We start from the raw sequence: 24195 nt of genomic DNA, 5'->3' as shown, positions 1-24195 counted from the left end.
GTTCAGGGCGTACGGACCCGGGACACGCCGGCCTGCTCCAGCGCGTAGGCGGCGCCAAGACAGTCGGCTTCGCGCCAGGGGGCGCCGATCAATTGCACGCCTAGCGGCAGATGCCCGTCCTGCTCGGTTTCGGGCCAGGTGGGCGCCGTGCAGACCGGCAGGCCGATGCAAGAGATCGGTTGCGTCAAAAGACCCATGCTGGCGCGTGCCGGCAAAGACTTGCCCGCCAGCGTCAACCAGTCGGTGCCGACTTTGGTGGCGGAAACGGGCGTGGCGGGCGCGATCAGCACGTCATATTGGTCGAACAAGGCCAGCGCTTGGCGATAGACGCGATGACGCACGCGCTGCGCCTGCTGCACCCAGGCGGCGGGCACGAGGCTGCCCGCGACCAGGCGGTCGCGAGAATGCGGTTCGTAATAGTCGTAGTGCGTGACAAGCCGGCGGCGATGCAGCGCACCGCCTTCGGCCGCGGTGATGATGAAGGCGGCGGCGCGAGCCTGCGCTGCGCCGGGCAGTTCGACGACGGCGGTGGCGTCCAGCGCGCGGGCGGCGATCTCGACGGCGCGACGCGCCTGCGGGCCGGCCCATTCCGCGAAGTACCCGCCCAGCACCGCGACGCGCAGGTCGCGCGCACCGGCGCGTAGGCCAGGCAGCACGGGATCGGGGGCGTATTGCGCGCAGGCCGCGTCATCGGCGTCCGGGCCTTGCAAGGCATCGTAGGCGGCAGCCAGATCGCTGGCGCTGGCGGCGAAGGGCCCCAGATGGTCCAGGCTGCCCACAAAGGGGAAGGACCCCGTGCGGGGCAAGCGGCCCAAGGTGGGCTTCAGGCCGAAGATGCCGCAAAGCGAAGCCGGCACGCGGATAGACCCGTTGGTGTCCGATCCCAACGTCAGCGGCACCAGGCCGCCCGCCACGGCGGCCGCGCTGCCACCGGATGAGCCGCCCGCGATGCGGGTGGTGTCGTGCGGGTTGCGGCATGCGCCGTAATGGGTGTTCTCGGTGGTGAAACCGTAGGCGTGTTCATCCATGTTCAGCGCGCCGACCAGCACGGCGCCAGCCTCGCGCATGCGGGTTACCAACCGCGCATCCTGGGGGGCCGGCGCGTTGGAGGCGTTGACCCGTCCGCCGGCCAGCGTGACTTCGTCGGCGATGTCGAACAGGTTCTTTACCGCGTAGGGCACGCCTGCCAGCGGCGGTAACGGTTCACCGCGGGCACGTCGCGCGTCGATAGCCGCCGCCTCTTGCCGCGCGCGGCTTTCCGTGACTGCGGTAAAGCAGTTGTAGCGGGGATCGTGCTCGCGGATGCGCGCGAGCGTGGCGTCCAGCACGGCCACGGCGCTGCGCTCGCCGCTGGCGACCTGGCGGGCGATGTCTGCGGCGGGGCCGGTCACGGGCGGAACACCGAAGCCGATTCCAGCTCGACGGGCAGCGCTTCGTCCACGAAGCTGGCCGCAATGTCGTGGATGCGCGAGAACTGCTGCACGACCTCGGCCGTGGTGGCTTCGCGCAAGGCATACCCCGACAGCGCCAAGGCGCTGCGCACGTATTGATCGATGGTTTCCTGGGTCATGGCGGACTCTCCCGGTGGACTGGATGGTGACTGGCTTGCTTACTTGCGCACTTCGCGCTGGAAGATTTCCAGGCTGAGTTTCTTCATCTGGATGAAGCTGGGTTCGGACAGCGTTTCCACGGTGCGGGGGCGGGCGTCGGCGTAGTCCAGGATTTCGGCCACACGCGTGGGCCGCTTGGTCAGGAGCAGGATCTGGTCGGCCAGGTACACGGCTTCTTCCAGGTCATGCGAGACCAGCAGCATGGTGGTGCCGGTCTGCATGAAGACTTCCTGCAGCTTTTCGCGGATGAACAGCGTCATCTCGAAATCCAGCGCCGAGAACGGCTCGTCCAGAAACAGCACTTCAGGGCCGGGGGCCAGCGCGCGCATGATGGAGGCCGTTTGCTGCTGGCCGCCCGACAATTCATAGGGGTAGCGCTTCAAGTCGAACTTGACGTCGAAAGACGCCACCAGTTCTTCCACGCGGGCGTCCACTTCGGCCTTGCTGCGGCCTTCCAGGCGCAGCGGATAGGCGATGTTGTCGATCGTGCGCAGCCACGGGAACATGGCTTCGCGGTAGTTCTGGAAGACGTAGCCGATCTTGGTCTGCGCCAGTGACTTGCCGTCGAACAGGATCTCGCCGGCGTCGATGGGGATCAGCCCCGCGATCATGTTGATCAGCGTGGACTTGCCGCAGCCGTTGGGGCCGAATACCGAGACGATCTTGCCTTTGGGGATGTCCAGGTTGAAGTCTTCGTATAGCGGCCAGCCCGCGAAGTATTTGGTCAGGCCGCGGATGGTGATGTGCGTGCCGAGCGGGCCGGGCGCGAACGGTGCTGCGGCAGGCGCGGGGGCGATGATGGGGTTGATGACGGTGGACATTTATCGGCCGCTCCAGTGGACCACGCGCTTTTCCAGCATGAGAAAAAGAATGTTCAGCACATAGCCCAGAGCGCCGGCCGCCAGGATCGACGCGTACATCTCGCGCACGTTCAGCACCTGCTGGGCATTGATGATGCGGTTGCCCAGCCCGCTGTCCGAGCCGATGAACATTTCCGCCACGATCACGATCACCAGCGCCATCGACACGCCGCTGCGCAGGCCGACGAACGTGGGCTGCAGGCTTTCCCAGATCAGCACGTCCTTGAAGATCTGCCACCGCGACGCGCCCATCACGCGCGCCGCCATCACGCGCTGCTTGCGCGCATTGATGACGCCGTAGGCGCTGTTGAACAGGATGACCAGCACGGCCGCGAAAGCGGCGATGGCGATCTTGTTCATGTCTGTCACGCCGAAGATCATCAGGAACAGCGGGATCAGCGCGGACGACGGGGTGGACCGGAAAAAATCCACCAGGAATTCAACGCTGCGATAGGCCTTTTCATTGCTGCCCAGCAGCACGCCCAAGGGCACGCCGATGACGCCGGCGATGATGAAGGCCTGCAGCGTGCGGTTCAAGGACGACAGGAAGTCCCACAGCAGTGGGCCCCCCGCCAGGCCCTTGACCAACGCCACGACCGTGGCGCTGGGCGTGGGCAAGAGCACGGGGCTGACCAGTTGCAGGCGTACAACCAGGTCCCACACCACGAACAGCGCCAGCGGGCCGATCAGCGGCAAGAGACGGGTTCCGTTGAACCTGGCGGGCGGCTTCTTCGCCGTGGCGGCGCCGCTTGCGGTGGTTGCGGTCATGGATCAGCCCTTGTAAAGCATGGTCGATACGTCGACCTTCTGCGCGAAGATTCCCTTGTCGGTGAAGAGGTCGAAGAATTTCTGGAAGTACTGGATGTCGCCGGGCGTGAACTCGTTGTAGAGCGTGTAGGCGGCCAGCGGCACGGCTTCGGTCATCGGGCCTTCGATGGCGGTGTAGCCCTTCATGAAGGGACGCGCCTCTTCGGGCTTGGTACGGATCAGTTCGATGCCGCGCGCATAGGCGGCGATGAATTTCTTGCTTTCTTCAGGATGCTTTTTCAGGAAGGCGGTGGTCAGCGAGGCCGATCCGCCAAACCACGGCGCCATCGGATCGCCCAGTACGTATTTGGCGATGACGCCGGTTTCCAGCACCCGGGTGGTGCCGTTCAAGCGACCCACGGTGCCCGTGGGCTCCAGCGTGTAGCAAGCATCCAACTGGCCGGCGGCAACCGCGGCGACGTGCTGGCTGATCGCCAACTCGACCACGGTTGCCCCGGTTGCGCCGGCGCGCTCCAGTACTGCTTTGGCCAGCGTGGCGTTCTGGATGCCGGGTCCAGATCCGACCTTTTTCCCCTTGAGGTCTGCGATGGATTTGATGGGACTGTCTTTCGCGACAATGAACTCGTCCAGCACGTTCTTGGCGTTGCTGGGATTGGAGGCGAAAATCTTGAACAGGCCAGGCGAGGCGATTTCCCCGATGGCCAGGTTGGCCGAGCCGGTGCCGTTGGCGCTGCCGTCCGCGCGTCCGGCCAGCATGGCCTCCATGACCTGCTGGGCGCCGGCGAACTTCAGCGGTTCGACATTCAGGCCGGCTTCCTTGAAGTAGCCTTTTTCGATGGCGGCGTAGAAGGGCAGGCCGGCGGCCACGGGCCAGAAGCCGATGCGGATCACTGGCCCCGACTGCGCGCGTACCAGCGCGGGCGCGGCCAGCGTTGCGACGCCCATCGCGGCCCCCTGGATCAGGCGGCGGCGGGTGGCGTTGAAGGCGTAGGGCGCATTGCGGTTGATCATGGGGGCTCCTGGTGTGCTCTCGGTGTTTCCGGTGACGGCGCTTGCCTTGTAGACAAGCTTGCATACCAGTCATCAAGCAAGACCCGTGCCAACTTTCGCCAGCGTGCCCGCGCCCTATGACGGACGCATTCCCGGGCGTCGCGCTGGTGCCTGGAATGAACCACTTTGGTGCATGGCGCACCATTTAAGGGGACGCAACAGCATGTGGACGCGGACGCGGGCCCGCATCCGGACGGTTAGGCGGTAGCATGTACGCGGACCGGGGCTTGCCGCCCCGGGCGTTTGAAGCAGACGGGAAGAAGGGCGCCGCCCGTCGGCGCCGGTTCAAGATGAATACGCGTTTTGTCGAAGCATTTCTGTGGTCGGCGCGGCTGGGCAGTTTCCGGGCCGCGAGCGACCGTCTCCATATCACCCAGGCGGCGGTGGCCAATCGCATCGCCTCGCTGGAAGAAGACATCGGCGCGCGCCTGTTCGAGCGCGACGCCAAGGAACTGCGGCTGACCGCGGTCGGTACCCGGCTGCTGGACTACGGCGAACGCTTGCTGGAAATCCGCCAGCAGATCCTGTCGCTGGGAAAGCGGGGCGACGAGGTCTTCGGCCTGGTGCGCATCGGCGCCATCGAAACGGTGGTGCACACCTGGCTGATCGGCTTTCTGACGAACCTGAAGTCCACCTACCCGGGCATCGAAGTGCAGTTGACGTCCGAAACCACGCGCGGGCTGCACCGGGGCCTGCGCGAAGGCGCGCTGGACATCGCGCTGCAGACAGACCTGCTGAGCGACCCCGGCATCATCAGCACCGCCTGCCTGCCCATGGAAATGGGCTGGGTGGGGCGCGCGGGCGATGAGGATTCGCTGACCGTGCAGCAGTTGCTGAGCGAACCCGTGCTGACCATGAGCCCAGGCTCGCAGCCGCATGAAGCGCTGAAGGCGCTGTACCGCGAGGCCGGCATGCCGCTGGGCAAGGTGCATTGCGTCAGCTCCATTTCGGCGCTGGCGCGGCTGGTGAAAAGTGGCTTCGGCCGCGCGCTGGTGCCGCTGCCGCCCATCTACGAGTATGTGGCGCGCGGGGAGGTGCAGGTGATCCGCAGCGACATGCCGGTGCCCCCGCAACTGCTGGTGGTGAGCTATGTGGAAAGCGCCGGGTCGGACGCCATCCGGCTGGTCGCGGAACTGGCCAGCCGCGCGTCCGACCAGTTCACGACGTCGGTCGCGGAACCGCGTTTCGGATCGGCGCAATAGTGTTATCCCTAGGGTAGCGCTCAGTAATTCTGTTGCTGGCAGGAAGAATTACTCGTTTGTCCCTGTCCCGCCCGGCGGATGAAGATGTGGCCTTCTGAAATTGAAGGAACGTTGGTCTTCCGCTATGAGCCACTCTGCCGCATCTGCCTCGACTCCCAATGGCCTGCTCTTCGTCGCGTCCGACGTCGGGGCGGCCGATGAACCCGATTTCAACCGCTGGTACGACCGCGAGCATGTCGAAGAGCGCGTGCGCATCCCCGGCTTCCTGTCGGGCGCGCGTTACGTGTCGCGCAGCGGCGGCCGCAAGTACCTGGGCCTGTACCGAACCGAATCGCTGGCTGCCTTCACCACCGCCGACTACCGCGCCGCCTTTGAACGCCAGACGCCGTGGTCGATCGCCAACCTGGACCGCATGCGCGACCCGATGCGCCGCGTCTGCGCCGTCGAGGCCGTGACGGGGTTCGGCAGCGGCAGCCAATTGGTGGTGTTGCCCTTGCCGATGGCGGACGACGCGGCGGCGCTGATTGCCCAGGCCCGCGACGTGGGCTTGGCCTTGTCCCAGGCAGACGGCTTCGTCCAGTCCTACTTGCTGGTGCCCGACACCACGCTCAGCACGCCTTTGCCGCGCGAATCCAAAGACAACCGTCAGCTGGCGCCGCTGTTCGTCGTCGAGGCCAGCACCGAGCCCGCCGCGCATGCCCTGCGCGAACAGGCGGCCAGCGCTTTCAAGACGGATCCGGCGGATGGCTGGCTGCTTGAACTGGGCTGGAAGCTGAACGCCTCTGACCTGCGCTAAAGCGCGGCTACGCCCGACTCTCTACCGATACACAACAAGGGGAAATTCATGGCAGAACATGCCTTGCACGCCGCGAAGGCGGCCAACACCGCGGCGACGCCGAACAAGATGCGCCGGCTGGCCATGGCCAGCTCGGTCGGGACCACGCTGGAGTGGTACGACTTCACCATCTACAACCTGATGGCGGCGCTGGTCTTCAATTCCATCTTCTTTCCGTCCTTTGATCCCTTGACGGGCACGATCCTGGCGTTCTCGACCTATGCGGTGGGCTATGTGTCGCGGCCCTTGGGCGGCTTCGTGTTCGGCCACCTGGGCGATCGCCTGGGGCGCAAGTTCGTGCTGGTCGCAACGCTGGTCATCATGGGTGTCTCGACCGGTTTGATGGGCCTGTTGCCGACCTATGCCTCGTGGGGCGTGTGGGCGCCGGTGGCACTGGTGGCGCTGCGCTTCGTGCAGGGTGTGGCCCTGGGCGGGGAATGGGCGGGCGCGGTGCTGCTGTCTATGGAGCACGGCAAGCCGGACCAGCGCGGCCGGAACGCGTCCTTCACGCAGGTCGGCCCGTCGTGCGGCACGCTGATCGGCACCGGCTTCATCGCCCTGGTGACGGCCTTTGTCAGCGCCGAGGACTTCCAGGCCTGGGGTTGGCGCATTCCGTTCGTCTCCAGCGTGGCGCTGGTGATGTTCGGCCTGTGGCTGCGCCGCGGCGTCGAGGAAACGCCGGTGTTCCGCGAAATGGAAGAAAAGCGCGAGACGGCCAGCACGCCCATCAAAGAAGTGTTGAGCCAGCACTGGCGTCAATTGCTGATCGCGGGCGGTTCGCGCATCGGTTCGGACGTGCTGTATGCGTTGGTCGTCGTGTTCACGTTGACCTACGTGACGACGGTGCTGCATCTGTCCCGACCGATGGCGTTGACGGCCACCATGCTGGGTGCGGCGTTGAATGCAATTGCCGTGCCGCTGTGCGGCGCGCTGTCCGACAAGATCGGCCGTAAACCGGTGTATCTGGCGGGCGCGGTGCTGGGCATGATCTGGGCGTTCGTGTTCTTCGTGCTGATGGATACGGCGCATCCCATCGCCATCTGCGCGGCGGTGGTGGTGGGCCTGCTGATCCATGCGTTGATGTACGGCCCGCAAGCGGCGTTCATCACCGAGCAATTCCCGGGGCGTGTGCGCTACGCGGGTTCGTCCTTGGCCTACACGCTGGCCGGCATCGTGGGCGGCGGTTTCGCGCCGCTGATCATCGCCAGCCTGTACAAGTCCTGGAACTCGACCCTGGCGATTTCGCTCTATGTGGCCGCTGCGCTGATCGTGACCGCGATCGCACTGCTGGCGGCGAAGGAAACGGCCAAGGCGCCTTTACAGCGGTAATACTGCCGGGCTCAGGCCTGAAAGCTTGGCTGGAACTTTGGCCCGGACGCGATGTTCGGGCCTTTTTTTGTTCGCGCCGCAATGCCTTAGCCGGCCAGCCGGTTGGCCAGGGGCTCTGCTTGTGTCCATCGGCGCAGGTTCGCCAGGAACAGGCCGCGCACGCGCGCGCGGTTGCCGTCCGAGAAGCCCGCGCTATGCGGCGTGACGATGGTGTTTTCCAGCGTCCACAGCGGGGATTCCGGCGGCAGGGGTTCCTGCTGGAACACGTCCAGGAAAGCGCCGCCCAGGCGGCCGGTGGCCAGGGCTTCGATCAGCGCGGCTTCATCGATGACATGGCCACGGGCCACGTTGACGATCGATGCGTGCGCGGGCAGGGCGGCCAGCGCCTGGCGGTCCACGAGTTCCCGCGTGGCGGGTGTCAGCGGGCAGGCCAGCACCAGCCAGTCCGCGCCGGGCAGCAGCCCCGCCAGGTCCTTGTAGGTAACGGTATGCCGCGCCTGGCGCACGGGGGTGTCGGAATGACGCACTACGGACAGCGTCAGGCCCAGGGCAAGCAGCAACTCGCCGATGCGCTGTCCGATGCCGCCCCAGCCGACCACCACCGCATGCTGGCCCGCCAGGTCGCGCGGCGTGCGGGCACCCAGCAGCGGGCGCCACGCGCGGTCGCGCTGGTCCGCGGCCAGCAATGGCAGGCGCCGCGCCAGCGCCAGCACGCCGCCGATGGCGGTTTGCGCGACCACGGCATCGCTGGCGCCTTGCGACGTCGTGATGGCGACCCCGCGCGCATGCAGGCTTTGGTAGATCTCGCGGTCGGCGCCGGCCGAATGCACATGCACCCACCGCAGCGCGGGCGCATGGCGCATGGCCTCGTAGTAGCGTGCGGTCTCGGGCGTGATCTGGAACTTGGTCGAGGCGCCCGTGATGTCGCGGGATACGAAGGCCACCTGCGCATCGCAGGGCTGGCCGTCTTCAGGGTGGCACAGGACGAAGCGCGCGCCCGCGGTGGGCAGTGCCTCGCGCAAGGCGGGCGCTTCGGCGGGCGAGCACAGAATGCGAATAGCTTGAGGTTGCGTCATGGGCGATCAGTTGGCGCTGGGTTCGAACTTGCGGACCAGCGCCGCCCATTTGTCGTGTTCCTGCCGGATGAAGGCCGCGAATTGCCCGGGCGTGCCGCCCACTGGCTCGGCCCCTTCATTCAGCATCTGCGCCTGTAGCGCCGGCAGGGCCGCGTTGACTTCGCGGTTGATGGTGTCGACGACGGCGGGCGGCGTGCCTTTGGGCGCGAAAAACCCGAACCAGGAACCGGCATCAAAGCCCGGGTAGCCGGATTCGGCGATGGTGGGCAGCTCGGGCAGGGTGGTGGAGCGCTGAAGAGTGCTGACTGCCAGCGGCCGCAGCTTGCCGGCACGGATCTGACCGATCACGGACGGGATGGTGGCGAACATGAAGTCGATGCGTCCCGCTAGCAAGTCGTTGACGGCGTCGGCGCCCTTGTAGGGCACGTGCGTGGCTTCCACATCCAGCTGATCCATCAGCATGTAGCTCGACAGGTGCGAGGACGTGCCCACGCCGGTGGAACTGTAGTTCAGATGCTGCGCCGTCTTCACGTACTGCAGGAAGCTCTTGATGTCCTTGGCGGGGGAAGAGGGCGGCACGACCAGCACGTTCGGCACGGTGGCGATCTGCACCATCGGGACCAGGTCCGTCAGCGGATCGAACGGCAGCTTCGCCAGCGACGCGTTCACCGCGATGGGGCCGACGGAATTGACGATCAGGGTGTGCCCGTCCGGCGCGGCGCGTACGACGAACTCGGTGCCGATGTTGCCGCCGGCCCCGGGTTTGTTCTCGACGACGAACGGCTGCCCCAGCTTTTTGGACAGCGAATTGGACATGCTGCGGGTCAGCGTGTCGGTCGTGCCGCCGGCGGTGAATGCCACGATGACTTTGACGGGCTTGTCGGGGTAGTCCGCGGCCATCGCAGGCAGCGACGTACAGGCGCACGCCGCCGCTGCGGCGGCGAGCAGGGCTCGGGCAGTGTTCATATCGTCTCCGTTCGTGGTTGTTGTCTTGGTTTGTGCGGCGCCGTGCCGCCACGTCGGCCGGCGCCATGGAAAATCGCAGAATCAGTCGCGGAAGCCCGGGTCGATGCGGTCCAGCTTGCGCAACAGGGCCGGCCATTCCATGACGCCATAGGGGCGCCGCGTGCCGGGCTGATAGTTGTTCCAGGTTTCTTCCAGCACCGCCGGGCTGACCGCCCGCAGGGGCGCGCCGGTGGCCATCGCCGCCAATTGCGCGCGGCACGCCAGTTCCAGCCGGTGCATCCAGTTGAAGGCTTCGCCCACCGTCCTGCCGACGGTCAGCGCGCCGTGGTTGCGCAGGATCAGCGCTTCGCCCTGGCCCAGGTCTTGCAGCAGGGAGGCTTGTTCCTTCAAATCCAGCACCACGCCCTGGTAGTCGTGATAGCCGATCTTCAGGAAACGCATGGCCGTCTGCGTCAGCGGCAGCAGGCCGCAGTCCAGGGAGGCCACCGCCATGGACGCCCAGCTGTGCGTGTGGATCACGCAATCCACCTCATGGCGCGCGGCATGCACGGCGCTGTGGATCACGTAGCCCGCCTTATTGATGCCGTAGTCCAGGTCGCCGTAGTCGGGTTTGGCCAGGATGGTGCCGTCCAGGTCCACCTTGATCAGGCTGGACGCGGTGATCTCTTCGTACATCATGCCGTACGGGTTGATGAGGAAGGCGTTGTCTTCGCCCGGCACGCGCGCCGAGATGTGATTGGCCATCATGTCGGCCATGCCATAGCGTTCGACCAGCCGATAACAGGCGGCCAGGTCCACGCGGGCCTGCCATTCCTGTTCGGAACAGTGCGGCCGCATGGAAGGAATGGGAAGCAAGCCCGGGCGTCGGGTGTCAGTCGTCATCAGCGTTCGAGAAGGTCCATGGCCGCAGCACCATGCCGCAGCGTCCACGAATGCAATTTATCCGCGGGACCTTCCCCGGCCTAGACATGCGGCCGGCATGGGGGCATCACGAATCGAGAAGGGTCGCGCCCGGCCACGCGCCATGGCGCACCTGCGCGCGCATCACGTCGACCAACACCACGCGCGCGGCCAGCGCGGCCGGCGACAGCTCGTCTTCGTTGATGCAGTGCACCGCGTTGCGCCGGAACAGGAACGGGTCGTCGATGGGGTGCATGTTCAGCAGCCCGGCTTCGGCCCGGGCGACGGCGGCGCCCGGCTGGATGGTGGCGATGGCGTTGGCCTGCACCAGGTCCATCAAGGTGGTCAGTCCGTCTACCTCGACTTCGACCCAAGGCTCGATGCCCGCGCGCTCGAACGCGGCCTCCACCCAGGCGCGCAGGCCATGCGCCTTGCTGGTGACCGCCAGCGGCAAGGCCGCCAGTTCGGCGATGGTGACGGGTTCGCCGTCGGGCAGCGCGAACATGCCTCGCCGCGCCAGCAGGAACAGCCTTTCGTCCAGGACGGGGATCGTGCTGCGGGCCTGGCCGCTGTCGTTCTGGAACAGCACGGCCAGGTCCAGCCGGCGGTTGTTGAGTTGTTCGCCCAGGTTGCCCGACAGGCCTTCGACCAGGTGCAGCCGCACGTTGGGATAGCGCTCGGCCATCGCGGCGTAGAACGGTTTGGCCAACACGGATGCCGTGGTGGGTGCGAATCCCACGCTGACCATGCCCGACAGCCGGGCTTCGCGCGCTGCGGCGATGGCGTTTTCAGCGTGGCGCAGCGTCAGCCGCGCCTGCCGCAGGAACGCCGTGCCGGCGGCTGTGGGCACGACGCCGGTGTGCGTGCGCATCAACAGCCGCGTGGCCAACTCGCTTTCCAGACGGCTGATCTGCTGGCTGAGCGCCGAGGCGACTACGCCCAGATCGCGTGCGGCGCGGCCGATGCTGCCCAGTTCGGCCACGCGGACGAAGTAGCGGAGTTGGCGGAGTTCCATGGCGGAAAAATGAGGGACGGGGAATGTCGGATAGTAGCGGCCCACAGCCGCGTTCAGCGTGGATTCGCCCGCGTTTTACGTTCAAAAAAATGTCAGGTATCTGACTTTACGCTGAATATCAAACGAAAATTGTTTACACTCGCATCCACAAAATTGAAGTCGGAACGGCCCGCCGCGGGGGCGGACACCGTTCGAGTTACGGGAGAAAGTCGATGCGCAAGTTGCTTTTGGGTGCGGTGCTGGCCGCCGCGGTATTCGGGGGAACGGCCCACGCCGCGGTTGAGCCCAAGGCCGTGGTCGCCACCTATTCGGATCTGGCGCTGGCGAGCTATGAAGACTCGCTGACTGCCGCTAAGACGCTGCGCACCGCCATCAATGCCCTGGTTGCCAAGCCCAGCCCCGAAACGCTGAAGGCCGCGCGCGAAGCCTGGCTGGCAGCCCGCGTGCCGTATCAGCAGACCGAAGCCTACCGCTTTGGCAACCCCATCGTCGACGACTGGGAAGGCCGCGTGAACGCCTGGCCGCTGGACGAAGGCCTGATCGATTACGTGGATGCGTCCTACGGCACCGAAAACGACGAAAACGCCTACTACGCCGTCAACGTCATCGCCAATTCCAAGATCTCGGTGGGCGGCAAGACGGTCGACGTCAGCAAGATCACGCCGCAGCTGCTGTCCGAAGTGCTGCACGAGGCCGACGGCAACGAGGCCAACGTGGCCACGGGTTACCACGCCATCGAATTCCTGCTGTGGGGCCAGGACCTGAACGGCACGGGCCCGGCGCCGGCCGACCGCAAGGGTACGCCGCAAGAACGCCATTCGGGCAACCGTCCGCATACGGACTTCGACACCAAGCAATGCACCGGCGGCAACTGCGAACGCCGCATCGAATTCCTGAAGGCCGTGACCGATCTGCTGGTGACGGACCTGGAAGAAATGGTGGGCAACTGGAAGAAGGACGGCGCTGCGCGCAAGGCCGTCGAAGAAGACCCCAAGGCTGGCCTGATCGCCATGCTGACCGGCCTGGGCAGCCTGTCGTACGGCGAATTGGCCGGCGAACGCATGAAGCTCGGCCTGATGCTGCACGACCCCGAAGAAGAGCACGACTGCTTCTCGGACAACACGCACAACGCGCACTACTACGACCAACTGGGCATCCGCAACGTCTACCTGGGCGCCTACACCCGCATCGACGGCAAGGAAGTCAAGGGCGCCAGCCTCTCGGAACTGGTCAAGGCCAAGGACCCGAAGCTGGACGCCGAAGTGCGCGCCAAGCTGGACGCCACGGTGGCGGCCATGCAGGCGATGAAGACGCGCGCCGAAACGGTCGAAACCTATGACCAGATGATTGCCGACGGCAACAAGGAAGGCAACGCGATGGTGCAGGCCGCCATCGACCGCCTGGTGGACCAGACCCGCAGCCTGGAACGCGTGATCGCGTTGCTGGATCTGGGCAAGGTCGCCATCGAAGGTTCCGACAGCCTGGATAAACCCGACGCCGTATTCAAGTGAAACTCGTATTAGCCGCCGTACTGGCGGCGTCGGCTCACGCCGGCGCCGCCGCCGCACCTGATGTGCCCGCCGGGCGTGATGACCTGACGCCCGAAGACCAGAAGCGCGTTACCGCGATTACCGCGCCCACGCGCGATTTCTCGAAGGTGGAAACCTTCGAGACCATGCAGGCCGGCGCGGCCACGACCAACAAGCTCATCAACGCCGATATTTTTTCGCAGCCGTCGGCCAACATGAGCTTCGAAGGCCGGCAGGAATTCCAGGTCGGCAACGGCCTGTTCCGCAAGGATTGGGTGTCGGCGCCTGCTTCCACGCAGGCGTCCGACGGTCTGGGGCCGCTGTTCAACGCACGGTCGTGCCAGGCCTGTCATACCAAGGACGGACGCGGCACGGTGCCGGGTTTCGATCCTTTGGAGCGCACGGACGCGGTGGCGCTGTTGCTGCGCCTGGCCGTGCCGAACGGCCCCGATCGCGGGCACCCCAAGCTTGCCGCGGGCGAGCTCGCGGCCTTGCCCGAACCCGTCTATGGCGTGCAGCTGCAGAACTTCGCGGTGGCGGGCCTGCCCGCCGAAGGCCGCATGGAGATCGAATACGAGCCCATCGCGGTCGCGCTCAACGGGGGGGAGACCGCCACGTTGATGAAGCCTACCTACCGCATCGAGAACCTCGGCTACGGGCCGATGCGCGCCGACACGCAGATCTCGCCCCGTCTGGCGCCGCCCATGATCGGGCTGGGGTTGCTGGAATCCATCCACGAGGCCGATATCCTGGCCAACGTGGGCGCGGACAAGCGCGACGGCATCGTCGGCAAGGCCAATTGGGTCACGGATGCGCGCACGGGCGCGCGCGTGCTGGGCCGCTTCAACCTGAAGGCCGGGCAGCCCACGGTCGAGCAGCAAAGCGCTGCCGCGTTCTCCAACGACATGGGCCTGTCCACGCCGATGTTCCCCAAGCACTCGGGGGATTGCACGCCGTCGCAGAAGCAGTGCCTGGACATGCCGCATGGTGCACAGCCGCGCTTCGGCCCTGAAGAAGTCCCGGCCAAGCTGATGGACTTCGTCACGATCTATTCCACCAATCTTGCGGTGCCGGCGCGACGCGACGCGGACGATGCGCGCGTGCTGGCGGGCAAGAAGCTCTTCTACGAAGCCAATTGCGTGGCCTGCCATGTGCCCAAGTACGTGACGAGCCGCAATGCCAAGCAGCCGGAACACCGCTTCCAGCTGATCTGGCCCTACACCGACATGCTGGTGCACGACATGGGCGAGGGCTTGGCCGACGGCGTGTCCGACGGCGAAGCCAACGGCCGCGAATGGCGCACGCCGCCGCTGTGGGGCATCGGTCTGACCAAGACCGTGAATCCCAATGCCACCTGGCTGCATGACGGGCGCGCCCGCACGCTGCTGGAAGCCGTGCTGTGGCATGACGGCGCGGGCAAACCCGCGCGTGACCGCGTCGTGGCGATGACGCCCGAAGAACGCGCCGACCTGATCCGTTTCCTGGAGTCGCTGTGATGGCCCGATCCTTCCAGCCTGTGTTCAAGCATGCCTTGGCGGCCGTGTTGCTGGCGGCCGCGCCCGTGGCCGCACAAGCCCGACTGCCCGCCGATTTGGGCGAACGCCTGGCACGTGACTACGCCCGCCCGGCCGTGGGCAAGATGGCGGACGCCGCTGCCGCGCTCAATAGCGCGTTGGGCGGCTGGTGCGCCAAACCGGATGCGGCGGGCGCCACGCGCGTGGGCGACGCGTTCACGAACCTGGCCCTGGCCTGGTCGGGCGTGGAGATTCTGCGCTTCGGTCCGCTGGTGCAGGCCAACCGTTTCGAGCGCCTGGCCTTCTGGCCGGACACGCGCGGCGTGATGCCCAAGCAAGTGCAGCAGTTGATCGCGGCGGGCGACCCTGCCGTGCTGGCGCCGGGCGCGCTGGCAGGCCGCAGCGTCGCCGTGCAGGGATTGCCCGCGTTGGAATACGTGCTGTACGGCGAGCCTGCGCTCCTCAAGCAGACCAGCGCGCCGACGTTCGCTTATGCATGCGACTACGCCCGCGCCGTGGCCGCCAACGTCGCAACGATTTCCGGCGACGTGGCCCAGGCCTGGAGCGCCCAGGGCGAATTCGGCCGCCAGTTCGCCAAGCCGCAAGCGGGCAACGACCTTTACCGCGATCCGCAGGAAGTGGCGGCCGAGGCCATGAAGGCCTTGTCCACCGGCTTGCAGTTCGCCCGCGACGTGAAGATCCTGCCGGTGCTGGGGGAATCGCCCGAGGCGGCGCGTCCCAAGCGCGCGGCTTTCTGGCGCAGCGATTTGTCCACGCGTTTGCTGGCGGCCAACCTGGACGGTCTGAAGGCCTTCTATCAAGCCGGTGGCTATCCGCTGCCCCGCGGCGACGATTGGATGGACGTCGCCGTGCGCGGGGAATTGCAGAATGCGGCGCAGACCTTGCAGGCGGTGCCCACGCCGCTTGAGGCGACGCTGAAAGACGAAGACGGCCGGCGCCAGTTGCAGTTGGCGTCGCTCACGATCAAGAACGCCAAGGCCATCGTCGATCAGGACCTGGCGCCGGCATTGGGCGTCACCATCGGATTCAATGCGCTCGATGGTGATTGATCGCCGACGCTTCCTGTCGCTGGCCGCGGCGCTGGGGCTGTCTCCCGGTGCGGCGCTGGCGGTGCTGCCCGCCGATGGCGGGCCGTTGTACCTGAGCGCGCGCAAGCGCGGCGGGCGCGACGAAGCGGTGCTGCTGGATGAGACCGGCCGCGACCGCCTGGTCGTGCCCATGCCGGCACGCGGGCACAGCTTCGCCATCGACCCCGCCAGCCAGCGTGCGGTCGTGTTCGGCCGGCAACCCGGATTCTTCGCCGTGGCGTTTTCCTTGCGTGGCGGCGACGAGCCACAGGCGCTGCCGATGCCCGACGAACGCCATTTCTTCGGCCATGGCGCCTTCATCGCCGGTGGTCGGCTGCTGGCCGCCACCGAGAACGACTTCGAGGGCGGCCGTGGCGTTCTGGGCATCTACGACGCCTCGCCCGGCGGCGCCTGGCAGCGTGTGGGCGAATTCGATTCCGGTGGCATCGGCCCGCATGAAGTGGTGCTGATGCCCGATGGCAAGACGCTGTGCGTGGCCAACGGCGGGATCCTGACGCACCCCGACTACGGCAAGCTGGAACTGAACCTGGACACGATGCGCCCGTCGCTGGCGTATATCGACGCCGCCACCGGCCAGCTGCTTGAAAAAGTGGAACTGGCGCCCGAGCTGCATCGCTTATCGATCCGGCACTTGGCGCTGGCGGCCGACGGCTGCGTGTGGTTCGGCTGCCAGTACATGGGGCCGGCGGCCGACCGTCCGGCGCTGGTGGGGCGGCATCGCCGCGGCGCGCAGCTGGAATTGTTCGAAGGGCCGGTCGAGACCTTGCGCAACATGCGCAACTACGTGGGGTCGGTCACCGTGGACGCGGCGGGCGGCATCGTGGCCACCTCCAGCCCCGTCGGCGGACAGGTGATCTATTGGGACACCGCCAGCGGCCGCTGCCTGGGCACGACACTGCTGGCCGATGGTTGCGGCGTGGCACCCGCCGCCGATGCTGGCTTCCTGGTCAGCAGCGGATTGGGTGCGATGCTGCGCACGGATGCCGCGGGCCGGGAATCGCCCGTGCTGCCCCCGTCGCGCGAGGTGTCCTGGGACAATCATTTCCGCATCGTGCCCACCTGACATCTTCCCGCGCGCCTGGCGGGCGTATGCTTACAAAGCTTGACATACCGGGGCCGCATTGCGGCCCTTGGCTTATCGATCATCTGATACAGTTTTCGGTCGCAATTTTTCGCAGGAGATTCCATGGAAGACGCCTTGAGGGAATTTAACGCCTGGGCTCCCAGGATGGTGGATATGGGCATCAATCTGCTTGTTGCCCTGCTGATCCTCGTCATCGGCTGGTGGGTGTCATCGCTGTTGGGCAGTTGGGTCCGCCGCGCGGCCACGCGCTCAAGCAAGATCGATCCCACCATCGTGCCGATGTTCTACAGCACGGTCGTCTGGGCGGTGCGCATCTTCACGGTCATTGCAGTCCTGGCGCGCTTCGGCGTGCAGACGGCCAGCCTGATCGCCGTGCTGGGCGCGGCCGGTCTGGCAGTCGGCCTGGCGTTGCAAGGCACGCTGCAGAACATCGCCGCCGGCATCATGCTGCTGATCTTGCGTCCCATCCGCGCGGGCGAGTACATCGCGCTGAGTTCCGGGGCGGAAGGCACGGTAGCCGAAGTGGGTCTCTTCCTCACGCGGCTCATCCAGGGCGACGGCATCCATCTGACGCTGCCCAACAGCACGGTCTGGAACGCCACCATCACCAACTACAGCCGCAACCAGACCCGCCGCCTGGATATTCCGGTGCCGGTGCGCTATGGCGATGACCTGAACGCGGTGGTGGCCAAGCTGCAGAACATCGTGGACGCCCGTCCGGACGCGCTGAAGGATCCGGCGCCGCTGGTGAAGGTGTTCGACTACAAGGAAAACGGCGTCATCGTGAACGTGCGCGTGTGGGCCGAAACAAGCAAGTACTGGGACCTGCGCTGGGGCTTGTACCAGCAGATCCGCAGCAGCCTGGAAGAGGCGGGCTTCCAGCCTCCGATTCCGCTGCGCGAGATTCAGAACCCCAAGACGGCTGGCAAGTCCGACGCGCCCACGGGCGCCGCGACCTGATCCGCGGGGTAGGCAGCAATGCAAACGGGCGCCATCGGGCGCCCGTTTTTTTGGCTGTGTGGGGGCAGCGCGGACCGCTCAGGCCTGCATCGCCAGGCGCGCCAGTTCCGCCTTGATCCAGCCGGCGATCTCGCGCTGACGCTGGGCCGGCATGCGGTCGATGATGGCTGTGACGCTGACGGCCAGCAGCGGCGCGCCTTGCGAATCCAGCAGCGCGCAACCCACGCCCAGCGCACCGCGCACGGCGTGGTTGCCCACCACCGAATAGCCGCGCGCCCGGGTGTTTTCAATCAGCCGGTACATTTCCTGCGGCGTCATGCCGCCGTATTCGTCCAGCCGTCCGGAGTTGCGCTCGACAATGCCGCGGGCCATGTCGTCGGGCAGCGCGGCCAGCAACGCCATGCCGCCCGAGCCCACGCCCAGCGGCTGGCGCTTGCCGGCGTACGTCGCCAGGATCTGCACCGGGTAGCTGCCGATCTCGCGATGCAGGCTGATGGAGTCGTCTTCATCGCGCACCACCAGGAAGACGGCATCGCCCGTGCGGTCGGCCAGACGGCGCAGTACGGGCAGCAACTGGCGCACTCGCGGATCGCGCGAGCGCGTGTCCGGGTCCACCGCCAGTTGGGCGCGGTATTTCTTGGTGCCCGTCACCGGCAGCACCAGGCCCGCGTCGAGCAGGGCGGCCAGCAAGCGGTAAATGGTGGGGCGCTGTATGCCCGTCAGGCGGGCGATATCTGTCACGCTGAGGCCGTCGGGCCCTTGGTCGCGCAAGGCGGCCAGAACGGCTAAACCGCGCCGCAACGTGCGTGGGCCTGCGGCCGCGGCATCACTGTCTTGCATGCAAATCTCTGAGAACTGTGGGTTATTGCGGAACGGTCAAGGGAAAACCATTGTCCGTAGCGTGGACTCTACCTTGATGCAACCCGCGTGTATAGCTCAGAATGCATCATCCAATAATTCAAATCGTCCACTAGATGGACAGTACCTGCACGGAGACATTATGACTACAGGTCACAAGCCTGGCCTGCGGCGTTTGGCCGCCACCCTTCTGGCTACCGCCGCAAGCGCCTTTGCCATGGGTTCCGCCCACGCTGCCTATCCTGACAAGCCTGTCCGTATCGTGGTCGGTTTTTCCGCCGGCGGCACGACGGACGTGATTGCCCGCATCATGGCCAAGGAACTCACCGAGAGCCTGGGCCAATCGTTCGTGGTCGAGAACAAGCCGGGCGCTGGCAGCAACATCGCTACCGACCAAGTTCAGCGCGCTGCCCCTGACGGCTACACGCTGCTGTTCGTGGCAGTGACCAGCGCCATCAACCAGACGCTGTACAAGAACGTCACGTTCGATCTGACGAAGGACTTCGCACCCGTGGCGCTGGGCGCCAAGGTGCCGAACATCCTGGTCGTGAACCCGCAGGTGCCGGTGAAATCGGTGCAAGAGCTGGTCGAATACGCCAAGAAGAACCCCGGCAAGCTGGCGTTCGCCTCGTCGGGCAGCGGCACCTCCATCCACATGGCGGGCGAGTTGTTCAAGATGAAGGCGGGCATCGACGTGCTGCACGTGCCCTACAAGGGCAGCGCCCCGGCCATGACCGACCTGATAGGCGGCCAGGTGCAGTTCATGTTCGACAACATGCCCTCGGCATGGCCGCATGCCCAATCGGGCAAGCTGCGTGCCCTGGCCGTGACCACCAGCGACCGCTCCAAGAGCGCGCCGGACCTGCCCACGATGAAGGAATCGGGCTTCACCGATTTCGACGTGTCGTCCTGGTTTGGCCTGCTGGCACCCGCCGGCACGCCGCCGGAAGTGATCAACAAGCTGAACGCGGCCATGCAGCAAGCGCTGGATAAGGCTTCTGTACAGACCAGCTTCGAGAAGCTGGGCGCCGTGGGCGTGAAGACCACGCCGGCCGAATTCGGCCAGTTCATCAAGTCGGAAGTGGATGGCTGGGCGCCTGTGATCAAGGCCTCGGGCGCCACGGTGGACTGATCATCGAACTCCCGGCGGCCTGCCGCCGGGAGTTCGATGCACCAGGGACGGGCGATGCCCGTCCCTATTTTTTTGCGCCGCCGTTGCGCTTGGCGGTGGCCAGCATCGCGGTGCAGACGCCGCGCATCATGTCCACCTCGTCGCGGGTCAGCGCCGGGCGCGAAAACAGATGGCGCATGCGCGGCATCAGCTTCTTGGGGTGCGCGGGGTCCAGGAACTGGACGCCGATCAGCGCCTCTTCCCAGTGGGCCAGGAACGCCTGCACCGCTTCGCTGGAGGCCGGCTCGGCACCGCGCGCAGGTTCCTGGGCGGTGGAGGCGGGCAGCAGCGCCGCGCCCTGGTCCACCAGCAACGCGTAACGCAGCTCCCAGGCGGCCAATTGCAGGGCCTGGGCGACGTTCAGCGAGCTGTACTCGGGGTTGGCGGGGATGTGGCAGATGCGGTGGCACAACGCGATCTGGGCGTTGGTGAGCCCGGCGCGCTCCGTGCCCAGCACGATGGCGGCCACGCCCTCTGCGGTATCCCCCAGATGGGCGCAGGCCAGATCCGCGGCCTGCCGGATGTCGCAGGGCGGGGGGCCCAGGTCGCGCACCCGGGCGGTCAGGGCGAACGCCATCGTGACGGGGGCCAGGGCAGCTTCCAGCGACGGATAGATGCGCGCGTTTTCCAGCACGTCGAGCGCGCCGCTGGCAAGCGCCACGGCCTCCGGCTGGCTTGTTACATCTGGGAACTTAGGTTCGACCAGCACCAGTTCCGAGAAGCCCATTGTCTTGATTGCACGGGCCGCAGAACCGACGTTTCCGGGGTGGCTGGGGTTCACCATAACGAAGCGAACACGTGAAAATGCTTGAGTCATTTAAAATGGCACGTTTGGCTTAGTGCCTTCCTGGTTTTTTGGGTCGATTTCCCCGGTTGGGGCAACGACGGACCCGGGGGGGCGGCAAGTGGCCTACCATCACGCGAACCCACCGCATACGTACGGAATTTTATGCACCCGATGCTCAACATCGCCATCAAGGCGGCCCGGCGTGCCGGCACCATTATCAACCGTGCCAGCATGGATTTGGAACGACTCACCGTGGCTCGCAAGGGGCCGCGCGATTATGTCACGGAAGTCGATCGCGCCGCCGAGGAGTCCATCGTCGAAACACTGCATGCCGCTTACCCGGACCATGCCGTGCTGGGCGAGGAATTCGGGCTGCAAGGTCCCGACCAGGCCGAATTCCAGTGGATCATCGATCCCCTGGACGGCACGACGAACTTCATCCACGGCCTGCCCAACTACGCCGTGTCGATTGCGCTGACGCAGCGCGGCCAGGTCACGCAAGCGGTCATCTATGACCCCTCGCGCAACGAACTGTTCACGGCCAGCCGTGGCAGCGGCACCTTCCTGAACGATCGCCGCGTGCGCGTCTCGGGCCGCACCCGCTACCACGAGGCGCTGCTGGGCGCCCACTGGCCCAGCGCCGGCGACCCCGAACAGGGCTCGCAGCGCTTCCGCCAGATGGCCGAAGGCGCGACGGGCGTGCGCCGCCTGGGCGCCACGGTCCTGGACCTGGCTTATGTCGCCTGCGGCCGCCTGGACGGCTTCTGCGGCGTGGGCCTGAAGCCCTGGGACCTGGCTGCCGGCAGCCTGATGGTTCTGGAAGCCGGCGGCCTGATCGCCGACTTCGACGGCGAACAAGGTTGGATGGACAGCGGCAACGTGCTGGCCGCCAGCCCGAAGATCTTCACGCAAATGCTGACGTCGCTGAACCCGCCGTCGGCCGCCTGATCCCGACACGGATCACGCAGTACGAAAACCGGCCTTCGGGCCGTTTTTTTTTAAGGCGCGCCACTGCCCATCAGGCATACGGACGAGGCGTGTCACCGGCGTGTCATGGCATTTCCATGTACGATTACCGGTCGTGTAACTTCTGGAGCTCCTGATGGAGTGGCTGCTAGACCCCGCTGCGTGGGTCGGCTTGCTTACCCTGGTCGTCCTTGAGATCGTCCTGGGCATTGATAACCTGATTTTCATCGCCATCCTGGCGGACAAACTGCCTCCTGCGCAACGCGATCGCGCGCGCATCATGGGGTTGAGCCTGGCCCTCATCATGCGGCTTGGCCTCTTGTCCGTCATGTCGTGGCTGGTCACCTTGACCACCCCCCTGTTTTCCGTCGGTCCGCTGTCCCCCTCGGGACGCGACCTGATCCTGATGGTGGGTGGCCTCTTCCTGCTGTTCAAGGGCACGATGGAGCTCCACGAGCGCCTGGAGGGCGGGCAGCACGCCGGCTCGTCCGGGCCGCGCGTGTACGCGAGCTTCTGGGTCATCGTCACGCAGATCGTGGTGCTGGACGCGGTGTTCTCACTGGACTCCGTGATCACCGCCGTGGGCATGGTGGATCACCTGGCCATCATGATGATCGCCGTCATCATCGCCATCGGCATCATGCTGCTGGCCTCCAAGCCCCTGACGCGCTTCGTCAATGCGCACCCGACCGTGGTGGTCCTGTGCCTGGGCTTTCTCTTGATGATCGGCTTTTCGCTGCTGGCTGAAGCCTTCGGTTTCAAGGTGCCCAAGGGCTACCTGTATGCCGCCATCGGTTTCTCGGTGGCCATCGAAGCGCTCAACCAGGTGGCGCGCCGCAACCTGCTGAAGCTGGACGCCCGCCGCCCCATGCGCGAGCGCACGGCCTCGGCCGTGCTGCGCATGCTGGGCAAGCGCCCGCCCGCCAGTGATGAGCCCGACCTGCCCAACGCGGACGGTCCGTCCATGCCGGCCTTCGGCGTTGAAGAGCGCAACATGGTGAGCGGGGTGCTGACCCTGGCCGAACGCTCCATCCGCTCGATCATGACGCCGCGCACGGACGTGTCCTGGATCAACATCGACGATGATCCCGAACTGATCCGTCGCCAACTGACCGAGGCCCCGCACAGCTTCTTCCCCGTTTGCCGGGGGTCGCTGGACGAGGTGCTGGGCATTGCCCGCGCCAAGGACCTGGTGGCCGACCTGATCACCGAAGGCCGGGTGCGCCGCAATCGCCTGCGCGACCCCATCATCGTGCACGAGGCCATCGGCATCCTGCGTTTGATGGACACGCTCAAGCGTTCGCGCGGCCAACTGGTGCTGGTGGCCGACGAGTTCGGCGCCATCGAAGGCCTGGTCACGCCCATCGACGTCTTCGAGGCGATCGCCGGTGAATTTCCCGACGAGGACGAACTGCCCGACATCGTCGCCGACGGCGACAACACCTGGAAGATCGACGGGGCGGCCGACCTGCACCATGTCGAGCAGGTGCTGGAAACCGAAGGCCTGGTCGATGAGGCCCAGGACTTTTCGACCCTGGCGGGCTATCTGCTGTCGCGCTTCGGGCATCTGCCCAAGCCGGGAGATGTCTGCGAGTACGAAATCCATCACCAGCATTTCCGTTTTGAAGTCCTGGAAATGGACGGGCGCCGCATCGCGCTGGTGCGCGTCGAGAAGCGGCCCCAGGAAATGCTTTCCGATGAAGCATCGCTTGCCAACGATTAACCGGAACTCCTACCTATCGTGACTGAAAACGCGCTCTATTTGATCAAGGCATTCATCCTGGGCATTCTGGAAGGCCTGACGGAATTCATCCCCGTGTCCAGTACGGGCCACCTCATCCTGGTCGGCGACTGGATCAATTTCCAGTCTGGCGACGGCAAGGTGTTCGAGGTGGTGATCCAGCTGGGCTCCATCCTGGCCGTGATGTGGGTGTTCCGCGCGCGGCTGCTGCAGCTGATCCGGGGCGCCTTGACCGGCGTGCCCAGCGAAGTGGCGTTCGCCCGCAACCTGATCATCGCCTTCCTGCCGGCTGCCGTCATTGGCGCGATCTTCATCAAGACGATCAAGTCGGTGTTCTACCACCCTGGCGTGGTGGTGGTGACTCTGGTGGTGGGCGGCCTGATCATGCTGTACGTCGAGCGCAGGACGCACCACACGCCGGGCGATCAGCCGGGCGCGGCGGATGACACGGCATCCGACGAACGGGCCTCCGCCTACACGCTGGAACAGATCACCTGGAAACAGGCGCTGGGCGTGGGCGTGGCGCAGTGCTTCGCCATGATCCCGGGCACCTCGCGTTCGGGCGCCACCATCATCGGCGGCATGATCGCCGGCATCCAGCGCAAGACGGCCACCGAGTTCTCGTTCTTCCTGGCCATGCCCACGATGCTGGGCGCGGCCGTCTTCGACATGTACAAGAACTTCGGTGTGCTGACCCAGCACGACCTGTCCGGCATCGCCGTGGGTTTCATCGCCGCCTTCCTGAGCGCGATGGTGGTGGTGCGCGCCGTGCTGCGCTTCGTGGCCAACCACACCTACCGCGTGTTCGCCTGGTACCGCATCGTGTTCGGTGCGGTGGTGGCGGCCTGGATCTTCACCCGCTAAG

23 protein-coding genes are annotated in these 24195 nt (G+C 66.0%); 12 read left to right on the top strand and 11 right to left on the bottom strand.

What is annotated here, in order from left to right; translation table 11 throughout:
- Positions 1–2: 2 nt before the first annotated feature.
- From AC27VE_RS16270 to AC27VE_RS16250, 5 genes are read right to left on the bottom strand one after another with little or no spacing between them, the layout of a single operon-like run.
- Positions 3–1391, bottom strand: coding sequence for an AtzE family amidohydrolase (locus tag AC27VE_RS16270; RefSeq protein WP_488704432.1), 1389 nt, complete (start codon positions 1389–1391; stop codon positions 3–5).
- Positions 1388–1570 (bottom strand): DUF4089 domain-containing protein, encoded by a 183-nt coding sequence (locus AC27VE_RS16265; protein WP_006225484.1) that lies wholly within the window; start codon positions 1568–1570, stop codon positions 1388–1390. The genes AC27VE_RS16270 and AC27VE_RS16265 overlap by 4 nt, the downstream gene beginning before the upstream one ends.
- A gap of 39 nt (positions 1571–1609) precedes the next feature.
- On the bottom strand, positions 1610–2431 hold the full coding sequence (locus tag AC27VE_RS16260; protein WP_006225485.1) for an ABC transporter ATP-binding protein: 822 nt from the start codon (positions 2429–2431) through the stop codon (positions 1610–1612).
- Positions 2432–3238, bottom strand: a complete 807-nt coding sequence (locus AC27VE_RS16255; RefSeq protein ID WP_035213440.1) for an ABC transporter permease — start codon at positions 3236–3238, stop codon at positions 2432–2434.
- Between the two features lie 3 nt (positions 3239–3241).
- Entirely contained in the window at positions 3242–4249 is a 1008-nt protein-coding gene (locus AC27VE_RS16250) for an ABC transporter substrate-binding protein (RefSeq protein WP_488704431.1), read from the bottom strand.
- 329 nt (positions 4250–4578) lie between these two features.
- Here AC27VE_RS16250 and AC27VE_RS16245 point away from each other — a divergent pair, with 329 nt between their 5' ends.
- The 3 genes from AC27VE_RS16245 (at position 4579) to AC27VE_RS16235 (ending at position 7654) form a co-directional block, all read left to right on the top strand.
- On the top strand, positions 4579–5490 hold the full coding sequence (locus tag AC27VE_RS16245) for a LysR family transcriptional regulator (RefSeq protein WP_088589278.1): 912 nt from the start codon (positions 4579–4581) through the stop codon (positions 5488–5490).
- Positions 5491–5614: 124 nt separating this feature from the next.
- Positions 5615–6286 (top strand): hypothetical protein, encoded by a 672-nt coding sequence (locus AC27VE_RS16240; RefSeq protein WP_427961742.1) that lies wholly within the window; start codon positions 5615–5617, stop codon positions 6284–6286.
- A gap of 108 nt (positions 6287–6394) precedes the next feature.
- Positions 6395–7654: an MFS transporter gene (locus AC27VE_RS16235; RefSeq protein WP_488704438.1), complete on the top strand. Its 1260-nt coding sequence runs from the start codon at positions 6395–6397 to the stop codon at positions 7652–7654.
- Between the two features lie 86 nt (positions 7655–7740).
- Here AC27VE_RS16235 and AC27VE_RS16230 read toward each other — a convergent pair whose 3' ends face one another.
- From AC27VE_RS16230 to AC27VE_RS16215, 4 genes are all read right to left on the bottom strand, one after another.
- Entirely contained in the window at positions 7741–8730 is a 990-nt protein-coding gene (locus AC27VE_RS16230) for an NAD(P)-dependent oxidoreductase (protein ID WP_488704430.1), read from the bottom strand.
- A 6-nt stretch (positions 8731–8736) separates the two neighbouring features.
- Positions 8737–9696, bottom strand: a complete 960-nt coding sequence (locus tag AC27VE_RS16225) for a Bug family tripartite tricarboxylate transporter substrate binding protein (protein ID WP_488704429.1) — start codon at positions 9694–9696, stop codon at positions 8737–8739.
- A gap of 81 nt (positions 9697–9777) precedes the next feature.
- Positions 9778–10578 carry a class II aldolase/adducin family protein gene (locus tag AC27VE_RS16220; protein WP_035213444.1) on the bottom strand — a complete coding sequence of 267 codons (801 nt, stop codon included), beginning with the start codon at positions 10576–10578 and terminating at the stop codon, positions 9778–9780.
- A gap of 106 nt (positions 10579–10684) precedes the next feature.
- Positions 10685–11611 carry a LysR family transcriptional regulator gene (locus tag AC27VE_RS16215; protein WP_035213511.1) on the bottom strand — a complete coding sequence of 309 codons (927 nt, stop codon included), beginning with the start codon at positions 11609–11611 and terminating at the stop codon, positions 10685–10687.
- Positions 11612–11823: 212 nt separating this feature from the next.
- On the opposite strand from AC27VE_RS16215, the gene AC27VE_RS16210 reads away from it, so the two are divergent.
- From AC27VE_RS16210 to AC27VE_RS16190, 5 genes are all read left to right on the top strand, one after another.
- Positions 11824–13122: an imelysin family protein gene (locus AC27VE_RS16210; protein ID WP_427961750.1), complete on the top strand. Its 1299-nt coding sequence runs from the start codon at positions 11824–11826 to the stop codon at positions 13120–13122.
- A complete protein-coding gene (locus AC27VE_RS16205; RefSeq protein WP_006225496.1) occupies positions 13119–14636 on the top strand; it encodes a di-heme oxidoreductase family protein in 1518 nt (505 codons plus the stop codon). Before AC27VE_RS16210 ends, AC27VE_RS16205 begins: the two co-directional genes overlap by 4 nt.
- Positions 14636–15724, top strand: a complete 1089-nt coding sequence (locus AC27VE_RS16200; RefSeq protein ID WP_488704428.1) for an imelysin family protein — start codon at positions 14636–14638, stop codon at positions 15722–15724. The genes AC27VE_RS16205 and AC27VE_RS16200 overlap by 1 nt, the downstream gene beginning before the upstream one ends.
- Complete coding sequence (locus AC27VE_RS16195; RefSeq protein ID WP_488704427.1) at positions 15714–16826, top strand: DUF1513 domain-containing protein; 1113 nt, start codon at positions 15714–15716, stop codon at positions 16824–16826. The genes AC27VE_RS16200 and AC27VE_RS16195 overlap by 11 nt, the downstream gene beginning before the upstream one ends.
- Positions 16827–16949: 123 nt before the next feature.
- Positions 16950–17807, top strand: coding sequence for a mechanosensitive ion channel family protein (locus AC27VE_RS16190; protein ID WP_088589104.1), 858 nt, complete (start codon positions 16950–16952; stop codon positions 17805–17807).
- Positions 17808–17885: 78 nt separating this feature from the next.
- Here the strand turns inward: AC27VE_RS16190 and AC27VE_RS16185 are convergent, their stop codons facing one another.
- Positions 17886–18647 carry an IclR family transcriptional regulator gene (locus AC27VE_RS16185; protein ID WP_006225500.1) on the bottom strand — a complete coding sequence of 254 codons (762 nt, stop codon included), beginning with the start codon at positions 18645–18647 and terminating at the stop codon, positions 17886–17888.
- 160 nt (positions 18648–18807) lie between these two features.
- Between AC27VE_RS16185 and AC27VE_RS16180 the strand changes: the two genes are divergently transcribed.
- Positions 18808–19797 (top strand): Bug family tripartite tricarboxylate transporter substrate binding protein, encoded by a 990-nt coding sequence (locus tag AC27VE_RS16180; RefSeq protein ID WP_006225501.1) that lies wholly within the window; start codon positions 18808–18810, stop codon positions 19795–19797.
- A 64-nt stretch (positions 19798–19861) separates the two neighbouring features.
- On the opposite strand, the gene AC27VE_RS16175 is transcribed toward AC27VE_RS16180, so the two are convergent.
- A complete protein-coding gene (locus AC27VE_RS16175; RefSeq protein ID WP_085946950.1) occupies positions 19862–20653 on the bottom strand; it encodes an RNA methyltransferase in 792 nt (263 codons plus the stop codon).
- A 132-nt stretch (positions 20654–20785) separates the two neighbouring features.
- Here AC27VE_RS16175 and AC27VE_RS16170 point away from each other — a divergent pair, with 132 nt between their 5' ends.
- The 3 genes from AC27VE_RS16170 (at position 20786) to AC27VE_RS16160 (ending at position 24194) form a co-directional block, all read left to right on the top strand.
- Positions 20786–21571, top strand: coding sequence for an inositol monophosphatase family protein (locus AC27VE_RS16170; protein ID WP_088589102.1), 786 nt, complete (start codon positions 20786–20788; stop codon positions 21569–21571).
- A gap of 154 nt (positions 21572–21725) precedes the next feature.
- Entirely contained in the window at positions 21726–23312 is a 1587-nt protein-coding gene (locus tag AC27VE_RS16165; protein WP_006225504.1) for a TerC family protein, read from the top strand.
- Positions 23313–23330: 18 nt separating this feature from the next.
- Positions 23331–24194, top strand: a complete 864-nt coding sequence (locus AC27VE_RS16160; protein ID WP_315136169.1) for an undecaprenyl-diphosphate phosphatase — start codon at positions 23331–23333, stop codon at positions 24192–24194.
- Position 24195: the final 1 nt, after the last annotated feature.

This window comes from Achromobacter sp. 18P8.1.1, from assembly GCF_057799415.1.
The sequence above is the reverse complement of the archived record's forward strand: the minus strand, read 5'-3'. Positions and strand labels throughout refer to the sequence as shown.